Origin of the sequence: Temperatibacter marinus, assembly GCF_031598375.1 — a bacterium.
Lineage (GTDB): Bacteria > Pseudomonadota > Alphaproteobacteria > Sphingomonadales > Kordiimonadaceae > Temperatibacter > Temperatibacter marinus.
In genome coordinates, this window is sequence record NZ_CP123872.1 from 2,744,687 (window position 1) to 2,770,764 (window position 26,078).

Consider the following 26,078-nt stretch of genomic DNA (forward strand, 5'->3'; position numbering starts at 1 on the left):
AATTAACACATAGTTTCAATAACTTATACTGAGTTCACTGTATATTTTGAATCTGTTCTCTAAATTGATCTATTACTGTTTTCAAGTCAATCCCAATACGTGTCAATTTTGTATCACCAGACTTTGAACATAAGGTGTTCGCTTCTCGATTAAATTCTTGTGTCAGGAAGTCTAATCGTCGTCCAACGGCCTTCTCTTCTTGTAGCAGTATCCGAGCATCTTCAATATGGCTATTAAGCCGATCAATCTCTTCTTGGATATCCGCCTTTACGGCTATAGTCGCAATTTCCTGTGCTAGACGTTCCTCTGATAAACTTTCACTGCCCTCGTAGACTTTCTCTAACTGGCTTTGAAAACGATGTTTCATGGCATCTAAGCGGTCGCCGCTGACAACAACGGCTTGCTTTACCAAATGCTCAACCTCATCGAGCTGTTTTGATAAAACAGCCTGCATTCTAGCACCTTCATCAAGGCGAGCCTCATTCAAACGCACCAGATTTTCTGACAAACTTTCCTTCAACTCTTCAAGAAGCTGTTTATTATCTTCTTCAGACCTCTCAGATGTCTTCAACTCTAGAACACCTTTTAGCCCAAGTAACCCATCAAGACTGGCAGGTGAAACTCCTTCAATTTCTGAATATTTTTTTGATATTTCAATAACTTGAGAAAGCCTTTCTTCATTGATCTGTAGACGTTCATTCATCTGTTCCATCTCAATAGAAAGACTTACAAAAACAGAACCTCTAGTCAGGGACTGCCCAACCATTTTTTTTACCTCATGCTCTAACCCTTCCAAAAAAGATGGAATTCGAGTTCGAATATCAAGTCCTTTGGCATTGACTGTTTTTATTTCCCAATACCAACTGGCAGAATCATTTAACCCCTTATGTCGGGCAAAGCCTGTCATACTCTTTAAACTCATTTCTGGGTCTCCTTTTTGTAGGCACGCCATACTCTGACGTTAACCAAATGTTCTTCATACGTCTTAGCAAAGGCATGTCCCCCTTTGCCGTCGGCAACAAAATATAAATAGTCTACAGCACCTGGATAGAAAACTGATCGGATTGACTCCAGCCCTGGGTTTGCAATAGGCGTAGGTGGTAAGCCTTTGATTCTATATGTATTATAATCAGTTTTCGTGCGCACATCCTTGCGAGTTAGGGCACGTTTAAGTGGCAAGCCTTTGGTTATTCCATAAATAATAGTTGGGTCCGACTGCAGCCGCATTTTTTTCTTGAGGCGATTGATAAACACCCCTGCAATTAAAGTACGCTCACCGGCAATAGCAGTCTCTTTTTCAATGATTGAGGCAAGGGTGAGAACTTCTTTCTTAGAAGAGAAGATAAAATCAACAGGTTTATTGCCCCAGAGAGTATCAAGAATTTCTTCTTGATTTTGCCGCATGATAGAGAGCAACGTGGACGCTTGAACCCCTCTAGGAAAATGATACGTATTAGGGGCATAAATTCCCTCTTCAGCCAAAGAAGAAACATCCATCTCTATGAAGGTGTTTTTTTCCAACAGTGACTGGATTTGCTTATTACTCAATCCTTCAGGAATAGTAATTGTTCGGTGATAGACTTTCCCCAGTTTCATCTTTTCTATCAGCGAGGCAAGCGTCTCTCCCTGCTTAGCTTTGTATTCGCCCGCTTGCAGAGATCGCGATGCCCCAAGATAAAGGGCTAAAAGTCTAAAATGCCACGCTCTTGAGACATAACCAGCTTCCTTAGCAAGGTAAGACGCACGAAGAAGGCCATGACCTCGCTTCAAATAGAGTGTTGCATCTGAAGATGACGGCGCAGAAACCAGTATGGATTTATGGGAGATATGAGCGAGAAAGCCGAACAGCCCGCCATAAAGAATACAACAGGCGGCGCATAATACCAAAAATATCACAAAAAAACGGCTCCGAATCATAAGGCTAGTTTAACCTGATTTCAGAGCCGTTTAAAAGCTTTAGATGCAATCTTCTTTAGACGGATTTAAAGATCACTGATCCGTTTGTTCCTCCAAAGCCAAAGCTATTAGAGAGAACCACATCAACTTTTTTCTGTTGAGCTTCGTGCGGCACCAAATTCATACCAGTACAGCTTTCAGAAGGATTATCCAGATTTAACGTTGGTGGCACTACATTATCGCGCATCGCTAGAAGCGAGAAGATAGCCTCTACGGCCCCTGCAGCGCCTAATAAGTGCCCAACAGCCGATTTTGTTGAAGACATAGCAACTTGCCCCGCAGCATCGCCTAAAAGACGCTTAACAGAGCCAAACTCAAGCTCATCACCTAATGGCGTAGAAGTTCCGTGAGCGTTAATATAATCGATCTTATCAACATCAAATCCTGTCCGCTTCATCGCGGCTTGCATTGCTCTAAATCCACCATTTCCGTCTGGCGCAGGTGCTGTCACATGGTAAGCGTCGCCAGAAAGGCCATAGCCAACAACTTCGCCGTAGATTTTAGCTCCGCGGGCTTTGGCATGCTCATATTCTTCAAGAACAAGAATACCGCTTCCCTCACCCATAACAAACCCATCGCGGCCCTGATCCCAAGGACGAGACGCTTTTTCAGGCGTATCATTATATTTAGTCGACAACGCTTTTGCTTGTGAGAAGCCAGCAATTGAAACAGGACAAATGGTTCCTTCAGACCCCCCCGCAAGCATAATATCTGCATCATCCAGCATAATCATACGCGCTGCGTCACCAATACAATGTGTTCCAGTGGCACAGGCTGTTACAACACAACTATTTGGTCCTTTAAAACCATGCTTAATAGAAACATTACCCGAGACCAAATTCGCTATTGATCCTGCAATGAAATGCGGGCTTACGCGGCGGGGCCCTCTGCTTTCTAGTGTCAAAACATTGTCTGCAATCCACTGAAGGCCGCCAATACCGGCGCCAATCACACAGCCAGTACGCAGTTTCTCTTCTTCCGAGAGATCATCAATACCGGCATCTTTGATCGCCATTTCTGCACCAATGAGGCCATATGTAATATGCTTATCAAAACGACGACGGTCCTTTGCCGGCACCCAATCATCAATATTGATTGTACCGTTTGTGCCATCCCCTTCGTTCACTTCACAAGCAATGTTGCAAGCAAACCCAGTGGTATCAAATTGTTTGATTTTTCCAGCGCCCGATTGACCTGCAATCAGATTTTTCCAGCTGTCTTCAAGATTATTTCCTACTGGGGTGAGCGCACCCATACCAGTAACAACAACGCGTCTCATACCATATCCTCCGTAGTCGGGACCCATAAGATGGATGATTGAAAACTATTATATTATGTCGCTTATATAAGACAAAAGAGAACAACTGTCTTCTACTATTTCAACCTTCGACATAAAAAAAGCAGCTATCGACCAATAATCGACAGCTGCCCCTTTATACATATTATCAACGCAGTATTAAGCAGCGCTGATAAAATCGATCGCATCCTTAACGGTCTGAATTTTTTCAGCAGAGTCGTCAGGAATTTCGATTTCAAATTCTTCTTCAAAAGCCATTACAAGTTCAACTGTATCTAGGCTATCTGCACCAAGATCATCAATGAAGCTTGATGTTTCAGTTACTTTATCTTCGTCCACACCGAGATGTTCAACAACGATTTTTTTTACTTTGTCAGCGATATCGCTCATCTTTAATATCCCTTTTTTATCGGAGAAAGAAACAGTCTTTCCCGCTAAAGGTTGCAATTTAACTTGGCGGCAAACTTGCCGACACAAGCAGTTGAAGGCTTCCTAACATAGTTTATAGCGCCTGTGAAGCCCCTAGGCAACATTTCTGAAATATTCATAATTTATATATATATTTCAATATGTTAGAAATAAAGAAACATCCTCATTCAAGGACACCTCCCTTAAATCATTGCCAAACCACCATTCACATGGAGTGTCTGACCAGTCACATAACTTGCTTCATCAGATGCCAGATACAAGACAGCCGATGCAATATCCTCAGGAGAACCGAGGGTTCCTGTTGGAATATTTGTTGTGATTGCAGATTTTTGTTCGTCAGTAAGAGCATCTGTCATCGGCGTAGCAATAAATCCAGGAGCGACACAGTTGACAGTAATACCGCGAGCAGCAACTTCTTGAGCCAATGACTTTGACATGCCGATCATTCCAGCTTTAGCTGCACAATAATTGGCCTGTCCAGGGTTCCCTGTCACTCCGACGATTGAGGTGATATTAATCACACGGCCCGTGCGTTTCTTCATCATGCCACGCATGGTAGATTTGATTAAACGAAAGGCACTTTCCAAATTAACTTGGAGAACACTATCCCACTCATCATCTTTCATTCTCATCGCAAGGTTATCTTTTGTTATCCCTGCATTATTAACAAGAATATCTAGGCCGCCCATTACTGCTGTTGCATCTTTTGCCAACTGATCAACACTGCTTCGATCAGAAAGATTGGCCGTTACAACATGAACATTTTCCCCGCCTAACTCTAAGGCCAACTCCTGAAGAACAGCCTCCCTTGTGCCAGACAAAGTTATTTCAGCACCTGCGGCATGCAGTGCTTTGGCGATAGAAGCACCAATGCCGCCTGTCGCGCCTGTAATTAATGCTTTTTTACCTGTTAGATTAAACATAATTCTCTCTCCTTAAAGAGTATTTAAAAAGGCGTCCAACTGCTCTGGGTCTTGTATATTGTGTCCAGAGAGTGACTTATCAATACGGCGGGTCATGCCCGATAAAACTTTACCAGCCCCCACTTCTACAAGAGTGTCAATACCAAGGTCGGCCATAGAACCCACAGATTCACGCCATCTGACTGAACCGCAAACTTGTTCAACAAGAAGGCCTCTGATCTGATCGACATCGCTTGTTGGAGCTGCAATGACATTTGCAATTACAGGAACAGATGGACTTGTCAGAGTGACACTGGAAAGCGCTTCTTCCATTTCGTCAGCGGCTGGTTTCATCAAGGGACAATGGAAAGGCGCTGAAACAGGCAGCATAACTGCTCGTCTTGCGCCAAGCTCCTTTGCAACTTCTGCCGCTTTTTCCACGGCAGGTTTCGATCCTGAGATAACCACTTGGCCGCCACCATTATCATTTGCAGGGACCACGACACCTTCCTCTTCGCCGGCGGTACAGGCCTGTTTTACTGCATCCATTTCTAGGCCAAGGATTGCCGCCATAGCACCCTCGCCCACTGGAACAGCTCGTTGCATAGCTTGTCCACGCAATTTCAGCAGCTTTGCAGTATCGCTGAGAGAAAAGGTACCGGCCGCACAAAGAGCTGAATATTCACCAAGACTATGGCCAGCCACATGACTTGCAAGGTCCGCTATAGACTGTCCGTTTGCTTCGAGAATTTTCACGATTGCAAGCGAATGCGCCATTAAAGCCGGTTGTGTATTTTCAGTCATCCGAAGAGCATCTTCCTGTCCCTCTTCCCACATGATAGCAGAAAGATTTTGTCCAAGAGCGTCGTTGACTTCTTCAAAGACCAATCGGGCAGGTTCAAAAGCATCCGCAAGTGCTTTGCCCATCCCTGTATATTGACTACCTTGACCAGGAAAAATAAATGCACGTGTCATATGTCCTACTCCTTCCATACGAACTGTGGTTTATCAAAGATTATGCTACGGCATACTGGGTTTATGCAAGAAGATCAAATAAAGATTGAAAATGTTTTAATTTCTTCGCCTTTTCCCTTGCCTTCCCTACCTTTCACGCGTATATGGAGCCATCCTTGATTCTATTCTGTTTTATTAAGAATGAAGGACTAAGAAAGCTGGAGGCTTATGCGATGGGCGTATAAGAGCGATCAGCATTATAATTTGGAGTTTATCTCATGGCATATTATGAGCATATCTTTATTGCTCGCCAGGATGTCAGCGCTGCTCAAGTTGAGAGCATCACCGCTGAATTTACTAAGATCCTGGAAGACAATGGCGCCAAAGTCGCAAAGAGCGAATACTGGGGCCTTAAGAATTTAGCATACCGCATCAAGAAAAACCGTAAAGGGCACTATGTTCTTATGAACATCGACGGTCCTCATACTGCTGTTGCGGAAATGGAGCGCATCGAAGGTCTGAACGAAGATATCATCCGTTCAATGACAATCCGCGCTGAAGAGCTTGAAGAAGGTGAAAGCATCGTTCTTCGCACAAAAGCTGACAAAGACCGCCGCAAAGGTGGTGACAAAAGAGAAAGAGGAGCAAGATAATGTCTGCACGTCGTCCTTTTTTCCGTCGTCGTAAAACTTGTCCATTCACAGGCGATAATGCACAAGTCATCGATTATAAAGATGTAAAACTTCTTTCACGCTACGTTTCTGAGCGCGGTAAGATTGTTCCTTCTCGTATCACAGCAGTATCTGCGAAAAAACAGCGTGAGCTTGCAAAAGCAATTAAACGTGCTCGTAACATCGCTCTGCTTCCATTTATTGTTAAGTAAGCAGGAGATTTGACATGCAAGTAATTCTGCTAGAACGTGTTGAGAAACTAGGCCAAATGGGTGATGAAGTATCAGTGAAGAACGGCTATGCTCGTAACTTCCTACTTCCACAAGGCAAAGCTCTTCGCGCAACTGAAACTAATAAAAAATTCTTTGAAACTCAAAAAGCTCAGCTTGAAGCTGATAACTTGAAGCGCAAAGAAGAAGCCGAAGCAGTCGCTGCTAAAGCTGAAGGTGCAAAAGTAATCATGATCCGTGCTGCTGGTGAATCTGGTCAGCTTTATGGTTCTGTGACTTCACGTGATATCGCTGAAGCTCTTGCTGATGCAGGCATCACAATTTCAAGAAGTCAGGTTTCTCTTGATCGTGCGATCAAAACAATTGGTCTTCACGAGATTAAAATTGTTCTTCACCCTGAAGTGGCAATCACAGTTACCGTGAATATTGCTCGTTCTTCTGAAGAAGCTGATGTTCAGTTTGAAACAGGTGGCGCAGTTGTTAAAGAAGACGACTTCGAATCTGATTTTGAAAGCTCTTTCGGTGATGAAGATGAAGACGAAGCTGCTGAAGACGCATCTGATGAAGAAGCATCTGAAGAAGAAGCTGAAGAAGAAGCTGAAGAAGCAAAAGAATAAGTTATTCTTTAAACGATATGAAAAAGGCCGCTCTACTATAGAGCGGCCTTTTTTTGTTCTAACTCTCAGAGACCTAGAACGGGATTTCATCATCCAAATCGCCACCAGACTGATCCCCACCAAAGCCACCGCCCTGGTTTCCACCCTGGTTTCCACCCTGATTTCCGCCGAAGTCACCGCCACCTTGGCCGCCACCGAATCCGCCATCATCATAGCCGCCGCCGAAGTCACCGCCGCCTTGACCGCTGCCACTGCGACTGCCTAACATTGTCAATTCACCGCGGTAGCGTTGCAATACGATTTCAGTTGTATATTTTTCTTGCCCACTATTGTCTGTCCATTTACGTGTTTGAAGTTGACCTTCAACATATACTGTAGAGCCCTTACGTAAATATTGTTCTGCAACACGGGCAAGATTTTCATTAAAAATCACAACTCTATGCCACTCTGTTTTATCTTTTCTCTCGCCTGTATTGCGATCTTTCCAGCTTTCACTTGTAGCAATATTCAATTGCACAACTTTACCGCCGTTGCCCATAGTTCTTACTTCTGGATCTCGCCCAAGATTCCCAACGATAATGACCTTATTGACAGAACCTGCCATAGTTAATCCCCTGTATTTTTTTGAATTACTTATAGGTCAGAAACACTAACCCAATGCCTGACTCCACATTAGCGCCGCAGTCTCAGAATGTCTAATCTAAAAGCTGTGTTACTCAATTTCTTTTTCTATGGTATGTTTATCCTCTGATACTAAGATCCATGTAGATGAGATTAAGGGGGAAATTAATGTCTCAAGAAAAAACCACTGGACCGATGCGCTTAGACTCCATTGATTTTATGCGCGGCTTCGTCATGATCATCATGGCTCTAGACCATGTTCGTGATTATGTCTTTCTGGGCTCGATTGACCCGCAAAACCTAGATGAAACGACCCCTGCACTCTTTTTCAGCCGTTGGATTACAAATTTATGTGCCCCTGTATTTATCGTGTTGGCCGGGCTTTCTGTTGGTATCATGGCCAAAAGGATGGAGAAGCCAGCCTTAACCCGATTTCTCTTAACCCGTGGGCTTTGGCTTGTTTTTATCGAAATGACAGTGATTAGCCTTGGATGGAACTTTACAAACTTCCAAAGTTGGTTCATTGGCCTTCAAGTCATATGTGCTATTGGGGTCAGCATGATAGCCCTTGCAGGTCTCATTTGGCTTCCCCGAACCGCAATTATAGGCGTCTGCGCCGTTATTCTTCTTGGACATGGTCTCATAGATGACGTTTGGCCGTCTAGTTTTAGTTTTTACACCAACCCTGTACCATTTTATCAGGTCCTGACAGATACAGGCCTTGTCATGGTAGCTGGCATCCCAATGTTTGTACTCTATCCTATTGGTATGTGGGTCGGCGTTATTGCTTTTGGCTATTTAATTGCGCCTCTCTTTGACAAAGAGGAAGGTGATCTACGCCGTACGCTTATTCGCTCAGGACTAGCAATGCTCGCCCTCTTTTTGGTTCTTCGCGGCTTCAACCTCTACGGAGATCCTTTCCCATGGACGGACCAAAACACACTAGCAAAAGATATCATGGCTTTCTTAACCATAAATAAGTATCCGCCCTCACTGAGTTTTTTACTGGTCACACTCGGTATCAGTGCTGTTTTGATGGGTTTAATTAAATCCTACTCATCTCCTTTGAAACAAGCCATTATTACCTTAGGGCGCGTTCCTTTCTTCTACTATATACTTCACATTTACCTCATTCACCTGATCGCTCTGATCATGGCAGAAATTCAAGGATTTGGATACGCGACTGCGATGCCAGGATGGTGGCTTTTACCGCCTGAACTAGGCGTAAACCTATACTGGACATGGGTCATCTGGATTGCAGTGGTTATTGGACTTTATCCTGCCTGTAAGTGGTTTGCAGGCGTTAAGAAACGGAATAAACATATTACCATTCTGAAATATCTATAAGGACAGGAAGATCTAATGAAAAATTTTATCTTGATGCTCGTGCTTACACTCTCTTTTCCTGTTCTCTCGCAACAACAACCCGTCAATGTATGCAGGCAGGACCCTCATTTTAAAGATTGGGATTTTTGGATAGGAAATTGGGACGTCTATGATAACACTTCTGGTAAAAAGGCGGGGACAAACCTCATAATAAAAACAGAGGATGGCTGCACTATAAAAGAACATTGGACCAATGGCATTGGGGGCAAAGGCTTCTCTATGAACTATTATAACCCCTTGTCTCAGAAATGGCGTCAAATATGGGTGTCTGGCCCAGGATATTTAATAGACTATCAAGGCGGTCTCAATGCCTCTGGCGCAATGGTTTTAGAAGGGCACATTGAATATTACGGGACGGGTGTAAAACAACCCTTTCGCGGGACTTGGAGCCAATATAAAAATGGTGATGTCCGTCAATTTTTCGAAGTAAAAACCAAAGAAGGTGTCTGGACAGTGTGGTTTGATGGCCGCTACACACGTCGCTCGACACCTTAAAAGATGAGTGCCTAGGAAGAAACCATCGAAAACATAAAAAATTACGCATAAATGGAGTTTTGTTCTTTATTTGTTCTTAAATAACAGCTATTGTGCTGTGTGACTAATCTAGATAGATAGATATCGTGTAAAACCATAATGATTAATCAATTGGAATTTATTTATGCTCACTGAAATTACAGTCAAAGGTGCCCGCGAACATAACCTTAAAAATGTGAATGTGACCATTCCGCGGGATAAACTGATTGTTATTACAGGGCTTTCAGGCAGTGGTAAATCTTCCCTTGCTTTTGATACCATCTATGCTGAAGGACAAAGACGCTATGTCGAAAGTCTCTCAGCCTATGCCCGTCAATTTCTTGAGATGATGCAAAAGCCTGATGTTGATCATATTGAGGGCCTCTCACCTGCTATTTCTATTGAGCAGAAAACCACAAGTAAAAACCCACGGTCTACAGTCGGTACTGTGACAGAGATCTATGATTATATGCGACTGCTGTGGGCACGCATTGGTATTCCCTATTCCCCAGCGACCGGCCTTCCCATTGAAAGTCAAACGGTTAGTCAGATGGTTGACCGCGTAATGGCGATGGGTGAAGGCACCCGCCTTTATGTAATGGCCCCGATCGTTCGAGGCAGAAAAGGTGAATATAGAAAAGAAATAAATGAGTTACAGAAACGTGGCTTCCAAAGACTTAAAGTGAATGATGAATTTTATTTAATCGAAGATTTTCCTGCCCTCGATAAAAAATACAAGCATCATATAGATGTAGTTGTCGATCGCCTTGTCATTAAAGAAGATACACAAGGGCGCTTAGCAGAATCCATAGAAACAGCATTGGATCTTGCAGACGGCTTACTAGTTATAGAGACAGCCCCAAGAGACGGTGAGCCAGAACGCACCCTTCTTAGTGCAAAATTTGCCTGTCCAGAGAGCGGATTTACTATAGAAGAAATAGAACCCAGACTATTTTCTTTCAATAATCCTTTTGGTGCTTGCCCAACATGCGATGGCTTAGGCAAGCAGCTTTATTTTGACCCACTTCTATGTGTGCCAGATGTCACAAAATCAGTAAAAGGAGGTGCCCTGGCCCCTTGGTCAAATAAATCGAAAAGCCCATCGCCTTTCTACTTTCAAGCGCTGGCTGCAGTCTGTGATCATTACGGTGTCTCCTTAGACACGCCCTGGAATAAAATCCCAGAAAAGGCACAACAAGCTATGCTTTATGGCACTGGCAAAGAAACAGTCCGAATTGTCTATAAAGACGGCAAAACAAAATTTGAGACAAATAAAGCTTTTGAAGGTGTTATTAACAATATTGAGCGCCGCTGGCGTGAAACTGATAGCAATTGGATGCGCGAAGAATTGGCTAAATATCAATCGTCTTCGGCCTGTGGTTCCTGTCATGGCGATCGCTTAAAAAAAGAGGCTCTCGCTGTCAAAATTGACGGGGAAACCATCAGTAACATCACAGGATTGTCCGTTGGGAATGCGCTGACATGGTTTACAGCCCTGCCCCATTTATTGACAGAAAAGCAAAGTCAAATTGCTGAAAAAGTCCTAAAAGAAATTCAAGATCGACTGGGCTTTCTAAATAATGTTGGTCTTGAATATCTCAGTCTTTCACGATCTTCAGGTACACTTTCAGGCGGTGAAAGTCAGCGAATTCGGTTAGCTTCTCAAATTGGATCAGGCCTCACAGGGGTCCTTTATGTCTTGGACGAGCCTTCAATCGGCCTTCACCAAAAAGATAACGATCGTCTTCTTGAAACACTAAAAAATCTTCGCGATATTGGCAATACAGTCTTAGTTGTAGAACATGATGAAGATGCTATCTTACAAGCTGATTATGTCATCGATATGGGTCCTGGTGCTGGAGAGCACGGCGGCACTGTTGTTGCTGAAGGCACCCCTGCTCAGATTATGAAGCATAAAAAGTCTCTGACTGGCGCCTATCTAACCGGTAAAAAGTCTGTCCCCATCCCAAGTGAACGTCGCTCAGGGCATAAGGGTAAAGCCATCAAGGTGAACGGCGCCAAAGCCAATAACCTCAAAGATGTTACAGGCACAATACCGCTTGGAACTCTCACATGTATTACCGGTGTATCCGGTTCTGGTAAGTCGACTTTTACAATAGAGACCCTCTATAAAGCGGTTGCCAGAAAATTAAACAATAACCGTAACATCCCTGGAGAGCATACCTCTATTGAGGGCCTTGAATTTCTTGATAAAATTGTTGATATCGATCAAAGCCCCATCGGCCGAACACCACGTTCAAATCCAGCAACCTATACAGGGGCGTTTGGTCCTATACGTGATTGGTTTGCGGGCTTACCAGAAGCCAATGCAAGAGGCTACAAACCTGGGCGATTTAGCTTTAATGTTAAGGGTGGACGCTGTGAAGCCTGTAAAGGCGACGGCGTCATCAAAATTGAAATGCATTTCTTGCCCGATGTATATGTTGAGTGCGATCAATGTAAAGGCAAACGGTACAACCGTGAAACCCTGGAAGTTCGCTATAAAGACAAGTCCATTTCTGATGTGCTGGATATGACTGTAGAGGACGGAGTTAAATTCTTTAAAGCAGTGCCCTCCATTCGTAACAAGCTTGAAATGTTAGACCGTGTAGGCCTTAGCTATATTCGCATCGGCCAACAAGCGACAACGCTTTCAGGGGGAGAAGCTCAACGTGTCAAACTAGCGAAAGAACTATCGAAGCGCTCTACAGGCAAGACTCTCTACATCTTGGATGAGCCAACAACTGGCTTACATTTTGAAGACATTCGCAAACTTATGGAAGTTATCCAAGAGCTTGTCGATCAAGGGAATACTGTCATCATTATTGAACATAATCTTGAGGTAATTAAAACCGCAGACTGGATCTTGGATTTAGGACCGAATGGAGGCGACGGCGGGGGCGAAATCATTGCCTGCGGAACCCCAGAAGACATTGCCAAGGCAAAAGGCAGTTATACGGGCACTTATCTTAAAGATCTCCTTAAGAAAACCGTAGCCGCAGAATAAAGCTTGACGGTCAAGCTTTGTCTACACTCATCTATACAGGTATATGGGAGGCTGGATATTAGAGTAATGTCCAGCCAGACGCCCAATAGATGATCAAAAAGCCTGTAGGAACAAAGAAAAGCCCAACCCATCTCATATAAGGCCCAATCAGCCCTGTGATCCACACGGCAAACTTTGAATGCCGTTCTCCGCCAAGGGCCATTAAGGCAAAAGAGACAGCCATTATAAGATATCCTAACGCCAAAAAGTCTCGTGGATGGTTCGTTTGGTCTGAAAAATAAACGAATACTGCGCCCATGAGAAATCGTGTTCCAACCTCTAAGCTCTGAAAATAAGATTTCTGACTATAGCGCAGAATGCCTTGGACCATTTTCTGAGGCCAAAGGAAGGCGGCTAAGCAAAAAAATGACATTAAAACACCGCATGCAATTATGATAATCATACCCCATCCTCCGATTGTGATTTTACCCCAAATCGCTTTTTGGGTCAAAATATGGTATGGACACTATTGCATGATTAGGAGGGGAGAAACATTATGATTGCATTTATCTATAGAATTGGAGCCTTAATGGGGCTCATGAGTGTCTTTGCTGCTTTAGCTTGGGGCTTTAGATATGAAGTGAACGCACCTATTGAGAATATCTATTTTAACATCATGATTTATGTAGGCTGGATGATCATCCATCTGGTTTCAACACGGATGTGGTTTAAAAAAGGGCTCTTCGGTGACGGGGCTGGAAAATTATTCGAGCGCCAAATTTACATCATTCAATCCGTTGCAGGTTGGGGACTCATTTTATGGTTTCATAAGCCCATGCCAGGCCTCGGTATCGAGCAACTCCTTTTACCATCCTACGTTGGGTTCGCTGGTTTATGCATTGTAATGATTGGACTTTTTGGATTTTTAGAAGAAAAATCTTTTGACTTTTTAGATCAATTTTTAGGTGTACCTGGCTCAGAAGTCAGTCATTCTCACGGCGAAGAAACACCACTTCTTACAGAAGGATCTTATGGTCGTATCCGTCACCCTATGTACGCAGGGGCCTTCATTGCAGGGGTCGGGAGCTTGCTTATTCATCCTAACATGGCGCAAGTCATCTGGGTGGGCATGGTTGGCATGACTTTTCTTCTCTTTATTCCGATTGAAGAAGCGCAGCTTTTAAGAGAACGCGGCGATGCCTACAAAGACTATATGAAGAAAGTACCTCATCGCCTTTTCAAAGGTATCTGGTAAATAATAATGCCCTGCCCCCACCATGGGGACAGGGCAAAAATATGTCGATAACGAGCGATAAATTATTTAAGAATAGATCGTCCAGCATAAACAGCCGCTGCGCCAAGCTCTTCCTCAATGCGAATAAGCTGATTGTATTTTGCCAACCGGTCAGAGCGGGCTAAAGACCCAGTTTTAATCTGACCACAGTTGAGAGCGACAGCAAGATCAGCTATGGTCGCATCCTCTGTTTCTCCAGAACGGTGAGACATCACAGAAGAATATCGTGCACGATGTGCCATATCAACAGCTGCCATTGTTTCAGAAAGCGTGCCGATTTGATTCACTTTTACAAGAATAGAATTTGCAACGCCTTTTTCAATGCCATCAGATAGACGGCTTGGGTTGGTTACAAAAAGATCATCCCCGACAAGTTGGCATCTATCGCCAATTTTATCTGTAAGAAGCTTCCATCCTTCCCAATCATCTTCATCCATACCATCTTCAATAGAGATAATTGGATAAGCATCAACAAGATCTGCCCAGTAATCAACCATTTCAGCTGACGTCAGTGACTTGCCTTCTCCTTTAAGCTCATAACGACCTTCTTTGTAGAATTCAGTCGCTGCAGCATCAAGCGCAAGATAGATCTCTTCACCTGGTTTATAGCCAGCACCTTCGATTGCCTGCATGACAAAGTCTAGGGCATCCCGTGTGCCGTTCAAATTAGGCGCGAAACCGCCCTCATCTCCAACAGCGGTACTGAGACCAGCTTTATGCAGTCTGTCTTTAAGTTCATGAAATATTTCAGAGCCAATGCGAACAGCATCAGCGATATTTTCAGCCGCCACAGGCATAATCATAAATTCTTGAACATCAATAGGGTTATCAGCATGCTCACCGCCATTGACAATATTCATCATTGGAACAGGAAGAACATGGGCATTGGCTCCGCCGATATATCGATATAGAGGTGTTGCTGAACTTTCAGCAGCAGCCTTTGCGATCGCCATAGAAACCCCAAGAATAGCATTTGCACCCAGATTGCCTTTATTGTCAGACCCATCCAGATCAATCATCGCTTGATCAATGGCTAGTTGGTCCGTGGAATCAAGACCAACAAGGGCATCAAAAATCTCTTCATTCACATTGTGAACAGCTTTTAAAACACCTTTACCCCGATAGCGAGACTTATCCCCATCACGGAGTTCAACGGCCTCGTAGGCCCCTGTTGATGCGCCTGATGGAACAGCTGCTCTGCCGAAAGATCCATCTTCTAAAAGAACATCAACTTCAACGGTGGGATTGCCGCGGCTATCAAGAACTTCGCGAGCATAAATATCAAGAATGACTGACATAATAGGTGACCTCTATTTGAGAATTAAAATCAACAGGGTTCCTATTACAGAAGGATTGTTACAAAAACAAGAGTCTTCAAAGATTATAGTTCATATGTTTCACGCACGGTTTGCATGAGGAGTTCGAATTTTTTCTTTTCCCTATATGAAAGACCTCGCTCGTGAATTCCATAGGCTAGTTTCAACTCAGAATATTTGCGTGAAAGAATGGGGCGTTTTTCTTTTATCTTCCCTGGTGCATAAGAGTGCCAAAACTGAACATCTGTGAATTTTGCCTCGAGTTTTTCTTTATCTCCTAAGCTGAAATCCTGATTGGTCACATAGAGATATTCATCAAGACTATCTTTTAAATCAGTCCATGAAACGGCACCTGAGTCTGCAAGAGCTCTGATTTTGCGGGTTTGCATCATAAAGATCTCTTTATGCGCTTCCTCCGCATAGAGCGTCTTTGCATAGACTGAAGCCCTATCATTAAAGGTATCCGCTACATCTATCATCGCAAGTTCAGCTGCTCGGTCTGCTGCTTGTGTTAATAATTCATAATAACTCTCTTGGGGCAACCTCATTCTCACCGCGGTTAAGCCTTCGTTCCAAAAGCTTTCATAATTCTTTCGATCCCCTGCAGCCCCTGCCGCACGAGCCCGATTCAAGACAAGATCCGGATAAAATGCATGGGCAGAATCAAAGTGAACAAGCAAGCTTTTTAAATTGCTTTTTATAGAACCATATTGTGATTTTAATGCTTTCTCACTTGGATCTTCATCCAGCTTTTTAAGGAGGGCTGCAACTTGAATTTGTGCTTTTTCTGCTGCTTCACGTTTTTTTGCTAAAGCTTTAGCCTTTTTTTCAGCCTCTTTCTTTGCTTTTTTTTCTGCTTTCATTGCTTTTTTAACCGCAGCAACTTCCTCTTTACTCAGGCCTGTCTGTTCAACAGCCGCAGTTTGGGGCAGTGAATTTTCAACGGGTTCATGTCTTGGTTCACCATGAGGCGTTGGATTTTTCTTCTTATCGCCAAACCCAAAAAAACCCATAACACGACCAAAGAATCCTTTGCGTTTTGCCGTCTCTGCTTTTGGCCGTTCTTCCGTCGTTTGTTTAGGCTTTTTTTCAGATGATTTTTCAGTCTTAGATTGCTGTGTCTTTTCTTCTGAAGCTGACGATGATTTCTTCTCTATTTTTTTAGCAGTCTCGCTTTTCTTGGGCGCAGGTTTATAATTTAAATCGTCATCAGCAAATCCTGCGAACGAAACAGACGCAAAAAAAGATAATAATACCAAACACTTAATCATCGGGGCCGCTCCCTGCAAAATTTTCCATATTTCATTACTTATACTAAGCAAGGATCACGCCAATCACAAAAAAAGGGGCCAAAAAGCCCCTTACTATCCCTTGAGATGGTTTTATCAAACCAACCGTGACCGTGTCACTGCTGCCTCGATAAAACTTGAGAAGAGCGGATGCGGTTCAAAAGGACGCGACTTCAACTCTGGATGATATTGCACACCAATGTACCAAGGGTGATCTGGGATTTCCATAATTTCAGGCAGCTTTCCATCTGGGGACATACCAGAAAAGAGAACGCCTGCCTCTTCAAGCTGCTTCACATAGCCAACATTCACTTCGTAGCGATGTCTATGACGCTCTTGAATATTTGTTGATCCATAGATTTGAGCCACATGAGAATTTTCACCGAGTTGCGCAGGGTAAGCCCCCAAACGCATTGTACCGCCAAGGTCTGTCTCAGAGGTGCGCTCTTCTACTGTGCCGTCATCTTTGATCCATTCAGTAATAAGGCCGACAATTGGATGTTTGGGCTCACCAAACTCTGTCGAGCCAGCCCCTTCAATTCCAGCCATATTCCGAGCCGCTTCAATCGTGGCCATCTGCATCCCGAGACAGATCCCAAAATACGGAATTTTACGTGTTCTAGCAAAATGCGCCGCGGCAACCTTACCCTCGGTACCCCGGCCGCCAAAACCGCCAGGCACTAAAATACCATCAACGCCTTCAAGGCGATCTACAGCATCTTCCTTTTCAAAAACTTCTGATTCAATCCATTCAATATTCACTTTACAGCGATTAGCGATGCCGCCGTGGACTAAACTTTCTTTCAATGATTTATAGGCGTCAGGGAGAACAGTATATTTCCCAACAACAGCAATAGTTACTTCACCTTCGGGGTTATGGATACGATCAGAAATATCAGCCCAGCGCGCTAAGTCTGGCTTATCTGTTGCCGCAAGGCCAAATGCCTTTAAAACTTCTGTATCTAGACCTTCTTCATGATAGCGACTAGGGACATCGTAAATGCTACTCGCGTCCAGAGCTGCAATGACAGAACTTTCTGGCACATTACAGAAAAGACCAATCTTACGCCGTTCACTATCGGGGATTGGATGTTCAGACCGACAGACAAGAACATCAGGCTGAATTCCGATAGACCTTAGATCCCTGACGGAGTGTTGTGTTGGTTTTGTTTTCAACTCACCGGCGGCACTGAGATAAGGAACGAGGGTTAAATGCACAAAAATAGACCGTCCACGACCCAATTCGATGTGGAGCTGCCGGATTGCTTCCATGAAGGGCATAGCTTCAATATCACCCGCAGTCCCACCAATTTCACAAATTACAAAATCTTCGCCTTTTTCATCTTCAACGACAAAATCTTTTATTGCATTGGTCACATGGGGGACAACTTGAACCGTAGCGCCTAAATAATCACCGCGTCTCTCTTTTTCGATAATTTCTTTATAGATACGCCCGGATGTTACATTATCCCCTTGGCTTGCAGACACGCCTGTAAAACGTTCATAATGACCAAGGTCCAGATCTGTCTCAGCACCGTCGTCTGTTACATAACATTCTCCGTGCTCATAGGGACTCATTGTCCCAGGATCAACATTCAAGTAGGGATCGAGTTTTCGGATTCGAACTGTATATCCACGAGCTTGTAGTAAAGCTCCAAGAGAGGCAGACAGCAGTCCCTTACCAAGAGAACTAACCACTCCACCTGTAACGAAAATATAGCGTGTCATACATGGACCTCATTCAATATCATTACTTCACTCGTCAAACGTATTGACGAGCATAAAAGCAATACTCAAAAATTCAAATTATTTTAGACTTACAGAGAAACGGGAGCCGAAGCCCCCGTGTCTAATACCCGTTATTCTAATTATCTTTATCTTTGGTTGGAAGGGTTGGAAGTTCCTTATCCTTCTCTGGCTTGGGTAGCGTATCTGCTTGCTCTGCAAGGTCTGCAGCTGTTTCCCCTTTATCTCGGTTCGCAGCGATATACCCAAGGGCTAAGGAATTAACAATAAAAATGACTGCCAGCCATTTTGTTGATTTTGTTAAAAGGTTCGCTGCACCGCGTGCTGTCATCATTCCAGAAGAATTTCCTCCGATACCAAGACCGCCGCCTTCTGATCGTTGAAGAAGTACCAAAACGACAATAGCAATTGCCACGATTAGATGAATTGCAAGCAATACGCTTTCCATAACTCTTAGCCTTATAAAGTAACTGATATTTCTATCAGATTATTTCTCACCGCACTCTCTATCCATATAGAACCAGCGGCAAACATATTCAAAGCGGGACTATTAGACGAAATACCCCGTCTTTGCCAAGTAAAATTTTCTCTTTTGCCTATAATTTTATTATAGACCTATCTTATGGTCGATAAGCATCGATAATTCCGTTGAAATCATCAGCTTTCAAACTAGCGCCCCCGACGAGGGCTCCATTAACATTTTCAGCGCCCATCAATTCTTTTGCATTTGATGGTTTGACTGAGCCGCCGTAAAGAATACTAAAGCCCGCCCCATCAGACGAAAAGCGATCAATCAGAGAATTTCTAATAGCCGTATGAATTTCTTCAACATCTGCGACGGTTGGAGTTCTCCCAGTTCCGATCGCCCATACAGGTTCATAAGCAATAATCACTGTTTCAGAGGTAGCCGTCGAAGGAACAGATTGAGAAATCTGGTCCAAAACAATTTTAACTGCATCCCCTGCATCACGTTCTGCTTCAGTCTCTCCCACACAGATAATAGCTTTCATGCCATTTTCAACCACCGAGACAGCTTTATCATGCACAAGTGCGCTCGTTTCTTGGTGATCTGCCCGTCGCTCAGAATGTCCGACGATAATATGTGACCCACCACAATCAGCAATCATCGAGGCAGAAACATCCCCCGTATGCGCACCTTTATTGTTTTGGTGACAGTCCTGCGCACCAATTTGTACTTTGCTCTGACTGGCATCGACGGCAAAAAGCGCCATCAAAGTTAAGGGAGGACAAATCAGCACCTCACAGTCAGCCGGTGCTTCCTTATCAATTTTAGTGATGAGACTATCGATCTCTTTCCAACTACCCCGTTGGCCATTCATTTTCCAATTACCGGCGACAAGTGAGACTGGTTTTGACATATATACCCCCTGTAGAGCTATCCAAGAGCATTTATTCTCTGAAGATAGACTCAAAATAGATTACGATTCTCAGATAGCTCTCTTTTTATTTGGGACCAGACAGCTATTCCGTCTAACTCTCATGTATCAAAGCCTTCTTAAAAAGGCCAGTTGAATCAACCTAATGGGCTACTTTTTTTTGACAAAAACCTTATAAAAAGCGAGAAAAGCAGAAATGCGGTTGCAGGCAAGCAAACTCTTGCTATGATGCGCCGCATTTACGCCTTGAAATATAATAAAAGGCGCTTATCTGTCTCTATATGAAGACAATAAGTATATAATCAATAACTGATTTGGGAGTTTGGGTCATGTTGGCCAATGTGCGCAGTAATTTAGATAGCTTTTTTGTAAAGCTCCTTTTGGGCCTTTTAGTTGCAGCTTTTGCCGTATGGGGCGTTGGACCAACGATGTTCGCTGGTAATACTAATATTGTTGCAAAAGTTGGCAACGAGGAAATTGACCGAGTAAAATATGAACTTGCTGTCAGAAGGCAGGCCAGAAACCTTCAGGCTCAAGCGCAACTTGCCATGTCAGAATCAGATGTGATTAAAAACTATCGCATTGATCAACGTGTCCTTGCGGAAATGATGGTTCAAGCTGCATATCGTGCCAATGCTGCTGACTTAGGCATGCGTCCTTCAAAAGAGGTTATCTCCGATGAACTTAGAAATATTGAATCTTTCCAGATGGGGGGACAATTCTCTAAGCAAGCAATGGATAACTATTTAAACTCTCTCAGAATTACCTATTCTGAGCTTGAAGATGATATTTCCGATACGGTACTGCGTAATCAAATCTCGGACGTACTTTTTGCTTATCAACCCAAAGCAACTAAACTCGCTGAGACGTTATATTCGTATGATAACGAATTACGCGATGCGACAATCATTACAATCACTCGTAGTGATATTCTTGATTTTGAGCCCGTAACAGAGGAAGATGTTGCAACCGCTTATGAAAAAGGTAAGGCTGGTTATAAGACTGACGAATTACGCACATATCAATATGTACTCCTTTCCCCAGAAGCCTTCAAAACAGGCCTTGAGGCGTCAGACGAGGAAATCAAAAGTCTCTACGATACAAAGGCTGGCGAATATATCATACCAGAAATTCGTACGTTCAATCATATTAGTTTCTCAACGGAAGAAGATGCACTTGCCTTCATTACGAGTGTTACAAGCGGCGCAGACTTTGTCACTGCTGCGACACAAGCAACCGAGTTTTCTGCTGATGAAATCTCTATTGGTGAGTTCAGCAAAGAAGCCTTAGGGCAAAGTTATTCTGAAGCCGCTGCTGAGGCGGCTTTCGCCGTTTCAGAAAATGCCCTCTCTGCCCCTGTGGCGAGCCTTGCTGGCTTTGATGTCTTCCAAGCAACGTCTATAACAGCTGGCAGCACAACCACATTGGACAGCGTTAGCGAGACTTTAAAAGCTGAGATCATTCAGGATAAAGCTGTAAGAGCCATGTATGATCGCACTAATGAGTTAGAAGATGAAATTGCCACGGGCCTATCCTTTGATGAACTCGTAGAGAAATTTAGTTTAACTGTTGCTAGCATTGAAAATACAAACCGTTTTGGCCGCGACTCCGCTGATCAACCAGCTGTGGCAACGATGGAAGGCTATGTCATTCTTAGAGATGCGTTTGAACTTGAGACGGATGAAGATCCAGAGTTAAGAGATCTTCGTCCGGGTGATGCCGAGCAAGGGATGTATATTGTTCGGGTTACCGACATCCAACCCGAACGCGAAAAAACCCTTGAAGAAATGACAGAAACACTAACAGCGACACTAACAGATGATCGGAAAATGGAAAAAGCCGGTGAGCTGATTGAGCAAGCGATGGAGCGCCTACAGAAGAATGAAGACCCTCAGGATATCATCAATGAAACTGGCGGAACGTCATTTAAGACACGATTTATTCAGCGAACTGCCGATGAAAAATCTAATCTTGCGCAAAATATAAGAGATCTTCTCTTTAGCCTACCTGTTGGCGAAATTAATGTTGAACGGACAGCCGATAATACTGGCTATGTGGTCGTCAAAAATGAAATGATTAGAACCGCGGATCTCTCAAAGCGCACTGAAAAATTTGATGAATACAGAAAACAGCTGGCTGAAGCGATTACCTTGGATATTGCAACCCAGTATCAGACAAATCTCTTTAAGCGTTTTCCTGAAACTATTAACAATGCACTGATCCAGCAAATCTTCTCTGATCAAAATCAGTAAGTAGGACATGAATGATGACTATCAACCCTGACTATTCTGTCTTTCAGGATGCTTATTCCCGACAGGAAAGTCAGGTTCTTTTCTGTCATATGGTGGCTGACCTAGACACGCCTGTCTCTGCTTATATGAAGCTGTCTGATCAAGAACGATATTCCTTCTTACTCGAATCTGTTGAAGGAGGAGAAACAAGAGGCCGTTATTCCATAATAGGAATGAAACCCGACCTTATTTGGCGATCAGACAAAGGAGTGAATCAACTCTGTCAGAATCCAGAGGAAGAAACATTGATCTTCACGGATCTGGATACGCGCAACCCCATAGACAGCCTCAGGACTGTTCAACAAGATAGTCTGTTTGACTTGCCAGACTCGCTTCCTCCAATGGCCTCGGGCCTAGTGGGATATATGGGGTATGACATGGTGCGTCATATGGAAGACATCTCTTTGATGGCAACCAAAGATGATCCCGTTGATGTCCCTGAATCTATTTTTATCCGTCCAAAAATCATGGCTATTTTTGATAGTGTAACAAATCTTATTACTCTTGTTGCCACTATTCGACCTAAGGCAGATCTCTCTGCCAAGGAAGCCTATGATCAAGCGGTTTCACTTATAAGACACACCCGCACTAAACTTCGCGGTCCCGTTTATGAGCCGATTGCCTCTGTTGCAGTAACACGCACGCTTGATCCTACTCAGTCAAACACTGAAAAAGAGCACTACAAAGCGATGGTTGAAAAGGCGCAAGAATATATCCTTGCCGGTGACATTTTTCAGGTTGTACTTTCTCAACGATTTTCCGTTCCCTTCGAGCTGCAACCGTTCGAGCTCTATCGGGCGTTAAGAAGAACAAACCCTTCCCCCTTCCTCTTTCATCTCAATTTCGATGATTTTGCCCTGACAGGATCAAGCCCAGAAATTTTAGTACGTCTCCGCGATGAGACTGTCACCATCCGCCCCATAGCGGGCACCCGCAAACGCGGGAGAGATAAGCAAGAGGATCAACAGCTCATGGAAGACCTCCTGAGTGATCCCAAAGAGTTATCGGAACATCTCATGTTGCTTGATCTTGGGCGGAACGATGTGGGCCGCGTTACGAAGTCTGGCACGGTTGAAGTGACCGACAGTCATTCTGTTGAGCTCTACTCTCATGTAATGCATATTGTCTCAAATGTAGAAGGTACAATTGAAGACGGTTTAGATTGTTTTGATGCACTAAAGGCTGGATTTCCAGCAGGTACTGTTTCAGGAGCCCCAAAAGTAAGAGCTATGGAAATCATTGACGAGTTAGAAATTGATAAACGAGGCCCATATGCAGGCAGCGTTGGATATTTCTCAGTAAACGGTACCATGGACAGCTGTATTGTTTTGAGAACAGCCATCGTAAAAGATCGGACAATGTATATTCAAGCAGGGGCTGGAGTTGTAGCTGATAGTGACCCAGAAAGTGAATATCAAGAGTGCGTCAATAAAGCGCGAGCTCTCGTGAATGCAGCCGAAGAAGCCGTTCGCTTTTCTAGTCGTTCTTAGATTTTGATAGGATAACAGCGCTTAGTGGCGCTAATTCATAGGGCAATCGATCTCGCCTCGCTGCTAAGTCTTCTAAGACATCAAGTGTTTCATCATAAGGGTGGCCTATGGCAATGGCATAGCCACGCGACATTGCGATCTTGGCGGCCTGAGTCAACTGTTTTTCGATGGCAGCCCGCGTGCGCACATTATCTAAGAAAATATCACGCGCTATGAAGGGCACATCCAATTCCTTCGCTAACGCAGGACCAAATGTTTTATTCGTGGTCAGGCTATCGAGAAATAAATAACCTTCTTTCTTTAGTTTGGCCATCACCAACGCCATTTTAGGGCCGTCAGCAGTATAGTGGCTACCCATATGGTTATTGACCCCGACATAGCCCTCAAATCGAGTTAAATTCCAATCAAGGCGGCGTTTTAATTCAGCTTGGTCGAGGGTTGTGAGCAATGCGTTGGTGCCCGGATCTACATCTTGATTTTGCGGCTCCATAGGCAAGTGAACCATCAGCTCATGTCCTGCATCTTTCACAAGGCCTGTTTGATAAGGTAAATCTAAGGCGTAAGGAAGATAAGCAAGTGTAAATGGACCTTGCATAGTCGCCAATCTATATGTGGCCTCTGTTTTCAGCCCCAAGTCATCAATTACGATCACAAGCTTTGGTTTTTGGGTCTTTGGTTGAAGAACTGAGGCATTGTCTTGCCAGGCAGGAAGAGGCTTAGCAAGCTTTGAATTTTTCTTGATTGCTGGCAAAGGAATGACCACGGGTTTCATGGCATTCAAAATATCTCTCGTTTCTTGGGATAGTTCTCTGGGTGTTTCCTTCAAACTTACAAAATCATTTTTTCCGGAAGTTATTTCTGTAGCTTTTTCTGTAGCTTTTTCTGTGGGCTTGCTAGATGTTGTCTGCCCCTCCATGAGGTGATATGCTAAAAAAACAGCTAACGCTAAGATAAGGCTAACATATCCAATGATTAAATAGCGTTTCATTTGTAACCTTTGACCCTCAAAATAGTCTCTGATAAAGAGATTGCACTATAGCTATAACTGATACAGAGAATAAGTATAGAGTTAGATAAAATTATGTTCCTTTTAATCGATAACTATGACAGCTTTACTTATAATATTTACCATTATTTAAGGGAGCTCGGTGCTGAATTAACCGTCGTCAGAAATGATCAAATTTCTGTTGAAGAAGCTTTGGCATTAAACCCGGAGGGAATCATTTTGTCTCCAGGGCCCTGCACGCCCAATGAAGCAGGTATTTGCCTCGACCTAATAGACGCTGCAAAAGGCAACATCCCAATTCTTGGAATTTGCTTAGGCCATCAATCTATTGGGCAGATATACGGCGGTGATGTGATCAGAGCCCCCTATGTGATGCATGGTAAAACGAGCGAGATTCATCACTCAACAACGGGTTTATTTGACGATATACCTTCTCCTTATAACGCGACAAGATATCATTCGCTTATTATTGATGATAAGACCTTTCCCGACTGCTTAAAGGTTACAGCCCAAACCAGTGACGGTTTAATTATGGCTGTAGAACATCAAGACTATCCTCTCTATGGCGTCCAATATCATCCCGAAAGTATCGCATCAGAACATGGTCATAAGCTATTGAAAAATTTTATAAATATTGCAAAAGGATTTGCATGCCATGGTTGATTTAAAACCTGCACTCTCCAAAGTTGCTGACGGAGAAATCCTGACTCAAGCAGAAGCTGAACTTGCTTTTTCAATGATTATGTCAGGGGCGGCAGATGTGCCCCAGGTGGCCGCGCTCTTAATGGGTATGCGTCTGCGCGGCGAACGCGTTGATGAAATTGTTGGCGGGGCGCGGGTCCTGCGCAGTAAAGCAGATCTCATTGATGCTCCTGAAAATAGTATCGACACATGCGGTACTGGCGGGGACAGCCTCGGTACTTATAATATCTCAACAACGGCTGCTATCCTTGCTGCGGCCTGTGGTGCTACAATTGCCAAGCATGGCAACCGTTCGGTATCAAGTAAATCTGGATCGGCTGATGTCTTGAATGCTCTAGGAATTAATCTAGAAATTTCACAAGCCGATAATGAAACGTGTCTCAAGCAGCACGGCATTGCTTTTATGTTTGCCCCCAGTCACCACCGTGCGATGCGCCATGTGGGCCCAATCCGGGCAAGTATGGGTCTAAGAACAATCTTTAATCTTCTTGGCCCTTTAGCCAATCCAGCGATGACAAAACGCCAATTGCTCGGAGTTTTTGATAAAAAATGGCTTCTACCCATGGCAGAAACTCTTAGAGAACTGGGCAGTGATCATGTCTGGGTGGTTCATGGCTCAGACGGTTTGGATGAACTCACGATTACTGGTGACAGTTATGTGGTAGAATTGAAGGATGGAAAAATCAGGGAATTTACAATTTCACCTAAGGACTATGGTTTAGACATTGCACCTCTTGAAGAAATTCAAGGCGGTCTTGCAGAAGAGAATGCAGAAGCCATGCTCACTCTAATGAAAGGGAAAAAGTCTGGCTATAGAGATATTGTTCTTTTGAATGCCGCAGCAACGCTCTTAGTCGCTGGCGTGGTGGATGACTTACGTGCCGGTGTAGAAATTGCCGCAAAAGCCATTGACCAAGGGACTATGTTTAAAAAATACAGAGAATGGGCTGACTTCACTCAGGCCCACAAACTTCCTGAGGAATAG

At 43.8% G+C, this 26,078-nt stretch carries 25 protein-coding genes; 11 read left to right on the top strand and 14 right to left on the bottom strand.

The window, feature by feature from the left end; genetic code table 11:
• Nucleotides 1-34: 34 nt before the first annotated feature.
• From QGN29_RS12385 to fabD, 6 genes are all read right to left on the bottom strand, one after another.
• Entirely contained in the window at nt 35-922 is an 888-nt protein-coding gene (locus QGN29_RS12385) for a YicC/YloC family endoribonuclease (protein ID WP_310798183.1), read from the bottom strand.
• The gene (gene mltG / locus QGN29_RS12390) at nt 919-1,896 is read right to left on the bottom strand and encodes an endolytic transglycosylase MltG (protein WP_310798184.1); all 978 of its coding nucleotides are present in this window, start codon (nt 1,894-1,896) and stop codon (nt 919-921) included. Before mltG ends, QGN29_RS12385 begins: the two co-directional genes overlap by 4 nt.
• A 76-nt stretch (nt 1,897-1,972) precedes the next feature.
• Entirely contained in the window at nt 1,973-3,235 is a 1,263-nt protein-coding gene (gene fabF, locus QGN29_RS12395; protein ID WP_310798185.1) for a beta-ketoacyl-ACP synthase II, read from the bottom strand.
• Between the two features lie 177 nt (nt 3,236-3,412).
• Entirely contained in the window at nt 3,413-3,643 is a 231-nt protein-coding gene (locus QGN29_RS12400) for an acyl carrier protein (protein WP_310798186.1), read from the bottom strand.
• A 221-nt stretch (nt 3,644-3,864) separates the two neighbouring features.
• The gene (gene fabG, locus QGN29_RS12405) at nt 3,865-4,605 is read right to left on the bottom strand and encodes a 3-oxoacyl-[acyl-carrier-protein] reductase (protein ID WP_310798187.1); all 741 of its coding nucleotides are present in this window, start codon (nt 4,603-4,605) and stop codon (nt 3,865-3,867) included.
• 12 nt (nt 4,606-4,617) lie between these two features.
• A complete protein-coding gene (fabD, locus tag QGN29_RS12410; RefSeq protein WP_310798188.1) occupies nt 4,618-5,559 on the bottom strand; it encodes an ACP S-malonyltransferase in 942 nt (313 codons plus the stop codon).
• 257 nt (nt 5,560-5,816) lie between these two features.
• Between fabD and rpsF the strand changes: the two genes are divergently transcribed.
• Genes rpsF through rplI form a run of 3 tightly spaced genes read left to right on the top strand, consistent with a single transcriptional unit; the run spans nt 5,817 to nt 7,056 of the window.
• A complete protein-coding gene (gene rpsF, locus QGN29_RS12415) occupies nt 5,817-6,191 on the top strand; it encodes a 30S ribosomal protein S6 (protein ID WP_310798189.1) in 375 nt (124 codons plus the stop codon).
• Nucleotides 6,191-6,421 (top strand): 30S ribosomal protein S18, encoded by a 231-nt coding sequence (gene rpsR / locus QGN29_RS12420; RefSeq protein ID WP_310798190.1) that lies wholly within the window; start codon nt 6,191-6,193, stop codon nt 6,419-6,421. The genes rpsF and rpsR overlap by 1 nt, the downstream gene beginning before the upstream one ends.
• A gap of 14 nt (nt 6,422-6,435) precedes the next feature.
• Nucleotides 6,436-7,056 carry a 50S ribosomal protein L9 gene (gene rplI, locus QGN29_RS12425; protein WP_310798191.1) on the top strand — a complete coding sequence of 207 codons (621 nt, stop codon included), beginning with the start codon at nt 6,436-6,438 and terminating at the stop codon, nt 7,054-7,056.
• Nucleotides 7,057-7,129: 73 nt separating this feature from the next.
• On the opposite strand, the gene ssb is transcribed toward rplI, so the two are convergent.
• The gene (gene ssb / locus QGN29_RS12430; protein ID WP_310798192.1) at nt 7,130-7,660 is read right to left on the bottom strand and encodes a single-stranded DNA-binding protein; all 531 of its coding nucleotides are present in this window, start codon (nt 7,658-7,660) and stop codon (nt 7,130-7,132) included.
• A gap of 185 nt (nt 7,661-7,845) precedes the next feature.
• Here ssb and QGN29_RS12435 point away from each other — a divergent pair, with 185 nt between their 5' ends.
• The 3 genes from QGN29_RS12435 (at nt 7,846) to uvrA (ending at nt 12,583) form a co-directional block, all read left to right on the top strand.
• A complete protein-coding gene (locus QGN29_RS12435) occupies nt 7,846-9,024 on the top strand; it encodes an acetyltransferase domain-containing protein (protein ID WP_310798193.1) in 1,179 nt (392 codons plus the stop codon).
• Between the two features lie 15 nt (nt 9,025-9,039).
• A complete protein-coding gene (locus QGN29_RS12440; RefSeq protein WP_310798194.1) occupies nt 9,040-9,558 on the top strand; it encodes a hypothetical protein in 519 nt (172 codons plus the stop codon).
• Nucleotides 9,559-9,721: 163 nt separating this feature from the next.
• Nucleotides 9,722-12,583, top strand: a complete 2,862-nt coding sequence (uvrA, locus tag QGN29_RS12445; protein WP_310798195.1) for an excinuclease ABC subunit UvrA — start codon at nt 9,722-9,724, stop codon at nt 12,581-12,583.
• Nucleotides 12,584-12,641: 58 nt separating this feature from the next.
• On the opposite strand, the gene QGN29_RS12450 is transcribed toward uvrA, so the two are convergent.
• Nucleotides 12,642-13,025 carry a hypothetical protein gene (locus tag QGN29_RS12450; RefSeq protein ID WP_310798196.1) on the bottom strand — a complete coding sequence of 128 codons (384 nt, stop codon included), beginning with the start codon at nt 13,023-13,025 and terminating at the stop codon, nt 12,642-12,644.
• A 93-nt stretch (nt 13,026-13,118) separates the two neighbouring features.
• Here QGN29_RS12450 and QGN29_RS12455 point away from each other — a divergent pair, with 93 nt between their 5' ends.
• Nucleotides 13,119-13,817 (top strand): methyltransferase family protein, encoded by a 699-nt coding sequence (locus QGN29_RS12455; RefSeq protein WP_310798197.1) that lies wholly within the window; start codon nt 13,119-13,121, stop codon nt 13,815-13,817.
• Nucleotides 13,818-13,879: 62 nt separating this feature from the next.
• On the opposite strand, the gene eno is transcribed toward QGN29_RS12455, so the two are convergent.
• The 5 genes from eno to tpiA form a co-directional block, all read right to left on the bottom strand.
• A complete protein-coding gene (eno, locus tag QGN29_RS12460) occupies nt 13,880-15,154 on the bottom strand; it encodes a phosphopyruvate hydratase (protein WP_310798198.1) in 1,275 nt (424 codons plus the stop codon).
• 83 nt (nt 15,155-15,237) lie between these two features.
• Nucleotides 15,238-16,443 carry a hypothetical protein gene (locus QGN29_RS12465; RefSeq protein WP_310798199.1) on the bottom strand — a complete coding sequence of 402 codons (1,206 nt, stop codon included), beginning with the start codon at nt 16,441-16,443 and terminating at the stop codon, nt 15,238-15,240.
• Nucleotides 16,444-16,557: 114 nt separating this feature from the next.
• On the bottom strand, nt 16,558-18,189 hold the full coding sequence (gene pyrG / locus QGN29_RS12470) for a CTP synthase (protein WP_310798200.1): 1,632 nt from the start codon (nt 18,187-18,189) through the stop codon (nt 16,558-16,560).
• Between the two features lie 136 nt (nt 18,190-18,325).
• Nucleotides 18,326-18,655 carry a preprotein translocase subunit SecG gene (gene secG / locus QGN29_RS12475; RefSeq protein ID WP_310798201.1) on the bottom strand — a complete coding sequence of 110 codons (330 nt, stop codon included), beginning with the start codon at nt 18,653-18,655 and terminating at the stop codon, nt 18,326-18,328.
• A 172-nt stretch (nt 18,656-18,827) separates the two neighbouring features.
• Nucleotides 18,828-19,586 (bottom strand): triose-phosphate isomerase, encoded by a 759-nt coding sequence (gene tpiA, locus QGN29_RS12480; protein WP_310798202.1) that lies wholly within the window; start codon nt 19,584-19,586, stop codon nt 18,828-18,830.
• A gap of 347 nt (nt 19,587-19,933) precedes the next feature.
• On the opposite strand from tpiA, the gene QGN29_RS12485 reads away from it, so the two are divergent.
• Together QGN29_RS12485 and trpE are read left to right on the top strand one after the other, a co-directional pair.
• The gene (locus QGN29_RS12485) at nt 19,934-21,856 is read left to right on the top strand and encodes a peptidylprolyl isomerase (RefSeq protein ID WP_310798203.1); all 1,923 of its coding nucleotides are present in this window, start codon (nt 19,934-19,936) and stop codon (nt 21,854-21,856) included.
• Nucleotides 21,857-21,870: 14 nt separating this feature from the next.
• Nucleotides 21,871-23,385: an anthranilate synthase component I gene (gene trpE / locus QGN29_RS12490; protein ID WP_310798204.1), complete on the top strand. Its 1,515-nt coding sequence runs from the start codon at nt 21,871-21,873 to the stop codon at nt 23,383-23,385.
• Here the strand turns inward: trpE and QGN29_RS12495 are convergent.
• Entirely contained in the window at nt 23,372-24,373 is a 1,002-nt protein-coding gene (locus QGN29_RS12495; RefSeq protein ID WP_310798205.1) for a divergent polysaccharide deacetylase family protein, read from the bottom strand. The two genes, trpE and QGN29_RS12495, sit on opposite strands and share 14 nt — an antisense overlap.
• A 93-nt stretch (nt 24,374-24,466) precedes the next feature.
• On the opposite strand from QGN29_RS12495, the gene QGN29_RS12500 reads away from it, so the two are divergent.
• Together QGN29_RS12500 and trpD are read left to right on the top strand one after the other, a co-directional pair.
• The gene (locus QGN29_RS12500) at nt 24,467-25,054 is read left to right on the top strand and encodes an anthranilate synthase component II (RefSeq protein WP_310798206.1); all 588 of its coding nucleotides are present in this window, start codon (nt 24,467-24,469) and stop codon (nt 25,052-25,054) included.
• Nucleotides 25,047-26,078 (top strand): anthranilate phosphoribosyltransferase, encoded by a 1,032-nt coding sequence (gene trpD / locus QGN29_RS12505; RefSeq protein WP_310798207.1) that lies wholly within the window; start codon nt 25,047-25,049, stop codon nt 26,076-26,078. Before QGN29_RS12500 ends, trpD begins: the two co-directional genes overlap by 8 nt.

Bases quoted from the DNA above. Each gene is read 5' to 3' on its own strand.
- QGN29_RS12385 (WP_310798183.1), bottom strand. From the start codon at position 922: ATGAGTTTAAAGAGTATGACAGGCTTTGCCCGACATAAGGGGTTAAAT.
- fabF (WP_310798185.1), bottom strand. From the start codon at position 3,235: ATGAGACGCGTTGTTGTTACTGGTATGGGTGCGCTCACCCCAGTAGGA.
- QGN29_RS12400 (WP_310798186.1), bottom strand. From the start codon at position 3,643: ATGAGCGATATCGCTGACAAAGTAAAAAAAATCGTTGTTGAACATCTC.
- fabG (WP_310798187.1), bottom strand. From the start codon at position 4,605: ATGTTTAATCTAACAGGTAAAAAAGCATTAATTACAGGCGCGACAGGC.
- fabD (WP_310798188.1), bottom strand. From the start codon at position 5,559: ATGACACGTGCATTTATTTTTCCTGGTCAAGGTAGTCAATATACAGGG.
- rpsF (WP_310798189.1), top strand. From the start codon at position 5,817: ATGGCATATTATGAGCATATCTTTATTGCTCGCCAGGATGTCAGCGCT.
- rpsR (WP_310798190.1), top strand. From the start codon at position 6,191: ATGTCTGCACGTCGTCCTTTTTTCCGTCGTCGTAAAACTTGTCCATTC.
- rplI (WP_310798191.1), top strand. From the start codon at position 6,436: ATGCAAGTAATTCTGCTAGAACGTGTTGAGAAACTAGGCCAAATGGGT.
- ssb (WP_310798192.1), bottom strand. From the start codon at position 7,660: ATGGCAGGTTCTGTCAATAAGGTCATTATCGTTGGGAATCTTGGGCGA.
- QGN29_RS12435 (WP_310798193.1), top strand. From the start codon at position 7,846: ATGTCTCAAGAAAAAACCACTGGACCGATGCGCTTAGACTCCATTGAT.
- QGN29_RS12440 (WP_310798194.1), top strand. From the start codon at position 9,040: ATGAAAAATTTTATCTTGATGCTCGTGCTTACACTCTCTTTTCCTGTT.
- uvrA (WP_310798195.1), top strand. From the start codon at position 9,722: ATGCTCACTGAAATTACAGTCAAAGGTGCCCGCGAACATAACCTTAAA.
- QGN29_RS12450 (WP_310798196.1), bottom strand. From the start codon at position 13,025: ATGATTATCATAATTGCATGCGGTGTTTTAATGTCATTTTTTTGCTTA.
- QGN29_RS12455 (WP_310798197.1), top strand. From the start codon at position 13,119: ATGATTGCATTTATCTATAGAATTGGAGCCTTAATGGGGCTCATGAGT.
- eno (WP_310798198.1), bottom strand. From the start codon at position 15,154: ATGTCAGTCATTCTTGATATTTATGCTCGCGAAGTTCTTGATAGCCGC.
- QGN29_RS12465 (WP_310798199.1), bottom strand. From the start codon at position 16,443: ATGATTAAGTGTTTGGTATTATTATCTTTTTTTGCGTCTGTTTCGTTC.
- pyrG (WP_310798200.1), bottom strand. From the start codon at position 18,189: ATGACACGCTATATTTTCGTTACAGGTGGAGTGGTTAGTTCTCTTGGT.
- secG (WP_310798201.1), bottom strand. From the start codon at position 18,655: ATGGAAAGCGTATTGCTTGCAATTCATCTAATCGTGGCAATTGCTATT.
- tpiA (WP_310798202.1), bottom strand. From the start codon at position 19,586: ATGTCAAAACCAGTCTCACTTGTCGCCGGTAATTGGAAAATGAATGGC.
- QGN29_RS12485 (WP_310798203.1), top strand. From the start codon at position 19,934: ATGTTGGCCAATGTGCGCAGTAATTTAGATAGCTTTTTTGTAAAGCTC.
- trpE (WP_310798204.1), top strand. From the start codon at position 21,871: ATGACTATCAACCCTGACTATTCTGTCTTTCAGGATGCTTATTCCCGA.
- QGN29_RS12495 (WP_310798205.1), bottom strand. From the start codon at position 24,373: ATGAAACGCTATTTAATCATTGGATATGTTAGCCTTATCTTAGCGTTA.
- QGN29_RS12500 (WP_310798206.1), top strand. From the start codon at position 24,467: ATGTTCCTTTTAATCGATAACTATGACAGCTTTACTTATAATATTTAC.
- trpD (WP_310798207.1), top strand. From the start codon at position 25,047: ATGGTTGATTTAAAACCTGCACTCTCCAAAGTTGCTGACGGAGAAATC.